This window comes from Methylobacterium sp. WL103, from assembly GCF_008039885.1.
Classification (GTDB): domain Bacteria; phylum Pseudomonadota; class Alphaproteobacteria; order Rhizobiales; family Beijerinckiaceae; genus Methylobacterium; species Methylobacterium cerastii.
The window spans coordinates 1-1,563 of sequence record NZ_VRUX01000800.1; the positions used below are offsets into that span (position 1 = coordinate 1).

2 protein-coding genes are annotated in these 1,563 nt (G+C 74.1%); one reads left to right on the forward strand and one right to left on the reverse strand.

Translation table 11 applies throughout. The features are described 5' to 3' along the window. On the reverse strand, window positions 1-1,042 hold a 1,042-nt coding region (locus FV222_RS25575; RefSeq protein WP_147815962.1), incomplete at its 3' end, for a glycosyltransferase family 4 protein. Window positions 1,043-1,199: 157 nt separating this feature from the next. Between FV222_RS25575 and FV222_RS25580 the strand changes: the two genes are divergently transcribed. Beyond that, on the forward strand, window positions 1,200-1,563 hold a 364-nt coding region (locus tag FV222_RS25580; RefSeq protein ID WP_147815963.1), incomplete at its 3' end, for an alpha/beta hydrolase.

Below are 1,563 nucleotides of genomic sequence, written 5' to 3' on the forward strand. Positions count from 1 at the left end.
CGCGCCAGCCGGTGCGCTGCCCGGCCGGAACCTCGGGGGGGCTGAGGACGGTCTCGGGGACCGCGCCGAGGTCGGACACCACCACCGGCGTGCCCAGCGCCTGGGCCTCGACCGCCGAGCGGCCGAACGCCTCGGGCTCCACCGACGGCACCGCGACGACGGAGGCCGCCCGGAAGGCCGCCGGCATGTCTGTGCAATGCCCGACCCGCCGGACCACGCCTTCGAGCCCGCGCGCCGCGACCAGCGCGTCGAGCTCGCGCTCGTAGGCGACGCGGCCCTGGGGGTCGCCCGCGAGCACGATGGCGAAGTCGCCGACCCCTTGCGCCTTGAGCAGCGCCGCCGCCTCGATCAGGATGCGCTGACCCTTCCAGGCGGTGAGACGCGCCGCCAGCAGCACGACCCGCTCGTGCGGCGCGACGCCCCAGCTCCGGCGCAACGCCTCGACGCGGGCGGCGCCGACCGCCACGGGGGTGAAGGCGGAGAGGTCCGTGCCGCGGTGGATCACCTGCACGCGGTCGCCCGCCTGCTCGGCATGCAGGCGCCGGATCAGGTCGGCGGTGTAGTGCGAGTTGGCGATCACCACGTCGCCGCGCGCCATCACCGAGTTGTAGAGCACCTTCACGCCCGTCCGGCCGGAATAGCTGCCGTGATAGGTGGTGACGAAGGGCAGCTTCAGCCGCCGCGCGGCGCCGAGCGCGACCCAGGCCGGGGCGCGGGAGCGGGCGTGGATGATCTGCACCCCCTCGCGCCGGCACAGGCGGGCCAGCCGGCCGACGTTGAGCGCCATCTGGAGCGGGTTCTTCGAGGCGGCGGGAAACGGCAGGCAGATGCCGCCCTTGGCCTGCAGCTCGCCGACGAGTCGGCCGCCTTCCGTGGCGACCAGCGCGCGCGCGCCGGCCGCGGCGAGGCCGGCTGCGATGTCGACGGTGGTGCGCTCGGCGCCACCCGCATCGAGCTCGGGAATGATCTGGAGGACGCAGGCGCCGGCCAGCGGCGCGGCGTCGCCGGGAAATCCGACCGCCGGCCGGTGATCCTCCGTCATGAGGGATCGCGCGGCGAGAGGGCGCAGGCGGGCCGCGGCCGCAGGGAAGCGTTCATTGTCATAGGATCACGGGTACGCTTTACGGTCTGGTAAACGGCGGCTGAAGACGCGGCGTTCAGGTCGGGAACGCAGGCCTCGACGAAGGCGGGAGAACGGGATGCGGGACGGCACGACGCTGGAGCACGTCACGGTAGGCGAAGGGGCGGACGCACGTCGGATCGCGGTGCGGGTGCGCGACGGCGTCGGCCCGGCGATCGTCTGGCTCGGAGGCTTCCACTCCGACATGGGCGCCACCAAGGCGATGGCGGTCGACGCCTTCGCCGCCGCCGAGGGGCGGCTTTTCGTGCGGTTCGACTATTCCGGCCACGGCGAGTCGGAGGGCGCGTTCGCGGCCTGCACGATCTCGACCTGGCTCGAAGACGCGGAAGCCGTGCTCGCCGCGCACGCACCGGAGGCGCCGGTGCTGATCGGCTCGTCGATGGGCGGCTGGATCGCCTGCCTGGCGGCGCGCAACTGCGCGG